5 protein-coding genes are annotated in these 5,927 nt (G+C 59.4%); 3 read left to right on the top strand and 2 right to left on the bottom strand.

Translation table 11 applies throughout. The features are described 5' to 3' along the window. Positions 1-581 precede the first annotated feature (581 nt). Both ACSQ83_RS35655 and ACSQ83_RS35650 read left to right on the top strand, forming a co-directional pair. Positions 582-2,057, top strand: coding sequence for a M81 family metallopeptidase (locus tag ACSQ83_RS35655; protein WP_436231344.1), 1,476 nt, complete (start codon positions 582-584; stop codon positions 2,055-2,057). A 21-nt stretch (positions 2,058-2,078) separates the two neighbouring features. Further along, positions 2,079-3,554 carry an N-acyl-D-amino-acid deacylase family protein gene (locus tag ACSQ83_RS35650; protein ID WP_436231343.1) on the top strand — a complete coding sequence of 492 codons (1,476 nt, stop codon included), beginning with the start codon at positions 2,079-2,081 and terminating at the stop codon, positions 3,552-3,554. A 75-nt stretch (positions 3,555-3,629) separates the two neighbouring features. Here the strand turns inward: ACSQ83_RS35650 and ACSQ83_RS35645 are convergent, their stop codons facing one another. Then, positions 3,630-3,866 (bottom strand): tautomerase family protein, encoded by a 237-nt coding sequence (locus tag ACSQ83_RS35645; RefSeq protein WP_436231342.1) that lies wholly within the window; start codon positions 3,864-3,866, stop codon positions 3,630-3,632. Positions 3,867-3,940: 74 nt separating this feature from the next. Beyond that, positions 3,941-4,651 carry an SDR family NAD(P)-dependent oxidoreductase gene (locus ACSQ83_RS35640; protein ID WP_436231341.1) on the bottom strand — a complete coding sequence of 237 codons (711 nt, stop codon included), beginning with the start codon at positions 4,649-4,651 and terminating at the stop codon, positions 3,941-3,943. Positions 4,652-4,894: 243 nt separating this feature from the next. Between ACSQ83_RS35640 and ACSQ83_RS35635 the strand changes: the two genes are divergently transcribed. Further along, positions 4,895-5,806, top strand: coding sequence for a LysR substrate-binding domain-containing protein (locus tag ACSQ83_RS35635; RefSeq protein ID WP_436231340.1), 912 nt, complete (start codon positions 4,895-4,897; stop codon positions 5,804-5,806). Positions 5,807-5,927: the final 121 nt, after the last annotated feature.

Raw genomic sequence — 5,927 nt, 5'->3', positions numbered from 1 at the left:
AAGAGCGGAGGATGTTTGAACCCCTCCTTCTCGCGAATCCTGACAGTAAAACGCTTCGCCCCGCACGCTCTCGGGCAAGCACCCGTGTTCCACGAACCGGCACGGCCTCACGCGTTTCGGTGACCTCGTTTCAAGGAGGGTTGGCGACGTGGTTTGAAGTGCGTACAAATTCGGTGGCTGGTTCTAGGCGGATAGCGCGGGGTGCTCTTCGGGCAGGTTCACTCACTGGTGGCGAAGCGTGGGGTATCCGTGTTCGGAGAAAGAGGGGTTCACACATCCGTGGCTCTTGCGAGCACCGTGCTTTTGGGGCACCAATGAATAAAAACTGCACGCTGTGGACACTTAGGGTAGAGCTGTTAAAAGCGTTTTCTTTGCTTCGTTTCTTTGTCGCTTTGGACAAAGAAATGACGCGCCGCCACGCGCAGTGGCTAACAGTGATAAAGAAATCAGCCAAGATATAACGCGCAAAGACCTGGAAAGCAGCAACCCGGCAATGAACCAGATCGCTAACGCAGAACCCGTGCAACCCGACACTAACCCCGACCAGCAACCCCAAAGTGCGAACGAAAGGACCTCTCTAAATGCGCGTGTTCACCGGCAGCCTCGCAACTGAAACCAACACCTTCGCACCCATCCCAACGGGCCTCGGTGCGTTCCACGATCGTGGCTACTTCCCAGCCGGGCAGCACCCCGAAGAAATGACCTTCTTCGGAGGTCCCCTATGGGCAGCACGCCAACGCGCAACGTCCTACGGCTGGACCGTCATCGAAGGCCTGGTTGCATCGGCGAATCCTGGTGGCGTCGTCACGCGCTTAGCGTATGAAACCCTGCGCGACGAGTTGCTGTCCGACCTGCGCGCGGCCTTACCCATCGACATTGTGTTGCTCGGCCTCCACGGCGCCATGGTGGCCGACGGCTACGACGATTGCGAAGGCGACCTGCTAGCCGAAGTCCGGGAACTAGTCGGCCCCGACGCCATCATCGGCGCAGAACTCGACCCGCACGCGCACTTGAGCGAAGCAATGGTCAACCATGCCAACATACTCATCATGTTCAAGGAGTACCCGCATACCGACGTGCTCGAACGGGCGTTTGAATTGGCCGATCTCTGCCAGCGCACCGCGCTCGGCGAAATCAACCCGGTTGCGGCGGTCGTCGACTGCGGCATGGTCGTGCCAATTCATACCACGCGCGAACCCGGCCGCTCGCTGACAGATCGCGCCCAGGCGCTAGAAGGGAACGACGGCATATTGTCGATCTCAATCGTGCAGGGCTTCGCAACGGGCGATGTCAAGGACATGGGCACCAAGGTCCTGGTCTATTCAGACGACGATGCCCCCACGGCGCAAGCCATTGCAAAGCGCTTCGCCGATGAAGTCATCACGCTACGCGACGCGTTGCTCGTGCGTTACCTCGATATCGACGCCGCGCTCGACCGCGCCCTGGCCTCCGATAGCGCGCCAGTCGTCCTGGCAGATCGCTCAGATAATCCGGGCAGCGGCGCCGCGGGCGACTCGACCTTCATCCTGCAGCGCATGCTGGCGCGCGGTATTGGCGACGCAGCGCTCGGGCCGTTGTGGGATCCGGTTGCGGTCAGCATCGCGCTGGATGCCGGCGTTGGCGCAACGCTGGATCTGCGGATCGGCGGCAAGATCGGGCCGCAGTCGGGTACGCCGGTCGATGGGCGATGCCTGGTGCGCGCGGTGTTCCCCGACATGACGATGACCGGTCAGGCGGGCACGCCATCTCCGCTCGGCGACTGTGCGCTGGTCGAATTGCAAGGCATCGAGATTGTGCTGTCCACACGCCGCGCGCAGGCGCTGAACATTGACCTGTTTACGCAGCTCGGGTGCGACCCGGCGAGTAAGAAAATCGTCGTGGTCAAATCGGCGCAGCACTTTCACGCGTCGTTCGCAACCATTGCTCACGAGATCATCTACGTTGGCGCACCCGGTTCCGCGAGCCCCGACTGGTCAGCATTACCGTATAAAAAGATCAAGCTGCCGAAGTGGCCCATCCAGAACCGGCCTGTTCAACACCGGCCGGGCACAAAATAATCAAGTAACGGAGACTCTCTTATGTCTAATCAGGAATCCGATATATTCGACCTGATCATCCGCGGCGGTACGGTGATCGACGGCACGCGCCGGCCACGCTTTGACGCCGACGTGGGCATTCGCCACGGACGCATTGCAGAGATCGGGGACCTGCGCGCGCATACAGCGGCGAAGATCATCGATGCGACGGGAAGAATTGTTGCCCCGGGTTTCATCGATTCACATACTCACGACGATGCCGCCATCCTCTTCGATCCGCAGATGATCTGCAAGATCTCGCAGGGCGTTACCACGGTCATAACCGGCAACTGCGGCATCAGCCTTGCGCCGCTGAGTCCGGATTCGCCGCACCCCATGCCGTTGAGTTTGTTGACTGGCGACGAACACGCACCACACGCTACTTTTTCGCGTTTCGCCGACTATCTCGACGCGGTTCGCGGTTCTCCATCGTCGGTCAATGTGGCCGCCATGGTGGGCCATACCACCCTGCGCGTGATGACAATGGATTCGCTCGATCGGGAGGCCAACAGCGACGAGATCCAAGCGATGCAGGGCTTGCTAAGCGAAGCACTGGAAGCCGGTGCAATCGGTGTTTCGACGGGTACATACTACCCGCCAGCCTCCGCTGCGCCCATGGAGGAAGTGATCAGCGTCTGCCGCCCGTTGACCGGCACCGGCGCGGTCTATGTGACGCACATGCGCAACGAAGCCGATGGTTGTATCGACTCACTTAACGAGACGTTCGAGATCGGCCGTGCGCTCGACGTGCCGGTCGTGATTTCACATCACAAGCTGCAGCGTGAGGTAAATTTCGGCAAATCGACGCTTACGTTGCCGCTGATCCGCGCCGCCATGCGGTGCCAGTGCGTCGCACTCGATTGTTATCCCTACGACGCCAGCTCGACCATGCTTCATACCGATGAAACGAAATTGCAGGGACGCGTGCGCATCGCAACGAGTGAAGCGCATCCCGAACTGGCGGGACGCGATCTGGGTGAGATTGCAGAAGAGTGGGGCGTAAGCCGCGTCGAGGCGTCCAGGCGCTTGCAACCGGCAAGCGCGATCTACTTCAGCATGGACGAGAACGATGTTCGCCGTATCCTCGCATTCGAAGAAACGATGATCGGGTCAGACGGACTGTCGTTAGGCGAGAAGCCGCATCCGCGCCTGTGGGGTACGTTTCCGCGTGTGCTCGGACACTACAGTCGCGACGTCGGCCTGTTTCCGCTGGAAACTGCAGTGTGGAAAATGAGCGGCCTCACGGCCAGGAACTTTGGCTTGACGGGACGCGGCACGCTTGAAACGGGTAACCACGCCGATGTCGTCATATTCGATGCCGCCACGATCAAGGACCGGGCAACCTACGATACGCCGGCCGTCGCTGCCGACGGCGTTGAAGCGGTCATCGTGAACGGCGAGTTGACGTGGTGGCGAGGCGAACACTGCGGCGCGCGGGCGGGGGAAGTGCTTGTCCGATCCCGCTTGAATCAAGCTTAGGGGAAGAGTCGAGCGCTTTGCGTGGCACAACATGGCGCTCGTTCGGACCGACGTAAAATTTGCTAACCAAAACGTTCACGACGATTTCGCCGCTCGCAGCTTACGGTACTCATTAACCGGTAATCCGCCCCAACCCCAGTTCTCGGTAGCCACCTCTTCTATCACGACAAAGGTCGCTTCGAGCGGCTTGTTCAGTACGTCGAGCAGTACATGGCTTACGCCCTTGATAAGCTGCGCTTTCTCTTCCGCGGTGACTGAGTCCTGTCCGGGTTCGCTACCCTCGCGGGTAACTTGAATGGTGACAATGGGCATGCCGCTATCTCCTATAATGACTCACGAAAGAGGCGCCGACTGCCGGCGCCCGGAATTGACTGAGTGACGACCGCTTAGTGACCGGCGCTCTGGCCGCCGTCGACATGCAGGATTTCGCCTGTCACGAACGGAGCCGAGTCCAGATACAAAATGGCGTTCACGACATCGCTCATCTCGCCCATATGACCCATGGGATGAAGTGCGCCGAGCGCCGCATGCGTTTCGGGCGCGTGCATCGGCGATTTGATGATGCCCGGCGCGACGGCGTTCGCGCGAATACCGCTCTTTGCATACTCGATCGCGAGGGATCGAGTGGCCGCGTTCAGGCCGCCCTTCGTCAACGATGCCAGTACCGATGGCACGCCGCTAATCGCGCTATCTGCCAGGGTGGTCGAGACGCTGACCACGTGGCCGCTCGAATTTTTCTCCATCTCAGCAATCGCGAGCTGCGTGATGTAGAAGAAACCAGAGAGATTGACGCTAGTGATTGCCGCGTAGTCTTCCGCGGTGTATTGAGTAAAAGGCTTAGCGATAAAAATGCCGGCATTGTTGACCAGCGTATCAATGCGGCCGAAGCGTGCCACGCCTTCGCTAATGACGCGACGAGCCGTTGCAGGGTCGCCAATATCACCCGCCACCGTGACAATGTTAGCGTCGTCCGACGGCTTGATGCTTCGCGCTGTTGCGACAACGCGGTAGTCGCGTTCCCGGAAAGCCTTGACCAGTTCTGCGCCAATGCCTTGCGACGCGCCAGTGATGACTACAACCTTTTGTGATGCGCTCATGGTAAGCCCCTAATCAAGTAAATTCAGCTGTCTTGACCGTCCCGACTGACGGCATCCGGAAGTGCTGAACGCAGTCTAGGCGCGCGAACGTCGAGTTCGAATACCCGTCATGGACAAACAGTCTTGCGTGACAAGAACAAATCAGGCGAACCGATAGGGCATGCAGGAATGCTCGAATTAGGGCACCATTTCGCGATCATTCGGGCCACGGCTAACCGCCGGAATCCATCTCATCGAGAGACTATGCAGCGTCAATTTGAAGGCCTTCTTCTGGGCAGTATCGAGCTGTTTTGCCTCGCGGCTGAACTGGAAAGTTTCACCGCTGCTGCGGCGGCGGCTAGCGTGAATCCTGCTGCGGTCAGCCGGTCTGTAGCGGGTCTTGAGAAACGCCTCGGCGTGCAGTTGTTCGTCCGGACAACACGACAGATTCGGCTAACGGATGCAGGAAAGCGCTACTTGGAACAATGCCGGCTGGCGCTTGCACATCTTGTGGATGCAGAGCGGGAAGCAACAGGGGAACAGACCACGCCTGCCGGCGTCTTGCGGATCAGCATGCCTACGCCGTACGCGCACTATCGTGTCCTTCCTCTGCTGGCGGAATTCCGTGAGCGGTATCCCGGCGTCACAGTGGAAACGCACCTTAGTAACCGCAATATCGATTTCGCCGACGAGGGCTTTGACCTCGCGATCCGCGGACGTGCCCCCCCGGATTCAGGCCTCAGTGCACGAAAACTCGAGGATTCGGAACTGGTGGTCGTGGCGTCCCCTGCGTATTTGCGCCGAGCCCACAAACTGAAAACCCCGGACGATTTGATTAACCACGAGTGCATCCAGTTCGAGTTGCCAAGCAGCGGCCGCAACATACCGTGGGCGTTCAATAGAGACGGCAGCATTGAAGAAATCGTGACGCGGGGCTGTTATGGATCATCAGGCGATGTGCTCGCCGGCGTGACCTTGGCGCGTCATGGCGCGGGGTTATTCCAGACGTATCGGTTCGTCGTGGAGAAGGACGTCGCGGACGGAACACTCAAGGAATTGCTCCCTCAATATGGCGGTTGTTCGCGACCGTTCATCCTGCTCTATCCGCATGGCCGGCATTTGACTTCGCGCGTGCGCAGTTTTGTCGACTTCCTGGTGGAGAGGCTCGGCGCGTGAGCGCCGCCGGTGTTATACGAAGCTAGTTCCTTGCGGAATCCGCTTGGCGGGTGTCCACAATTACTTGACCATTACAAACCGGCGGGGCGCTGTGAAAATCCCCCTCTAGCCAGGTATAACC

This window comes from Caballeronia sp. LjRoot29, assembly GCF_964252755.1.
Classification (GTDB): domain Bacteria; phylum Pseudomonadota; class Gammaproteobacteria; order Burkholderiales; family Burkholderiaceae; genus Caballeronia.
This window is presented reverse-complemented; position numbering and strand designations above follow the sequence as displayed.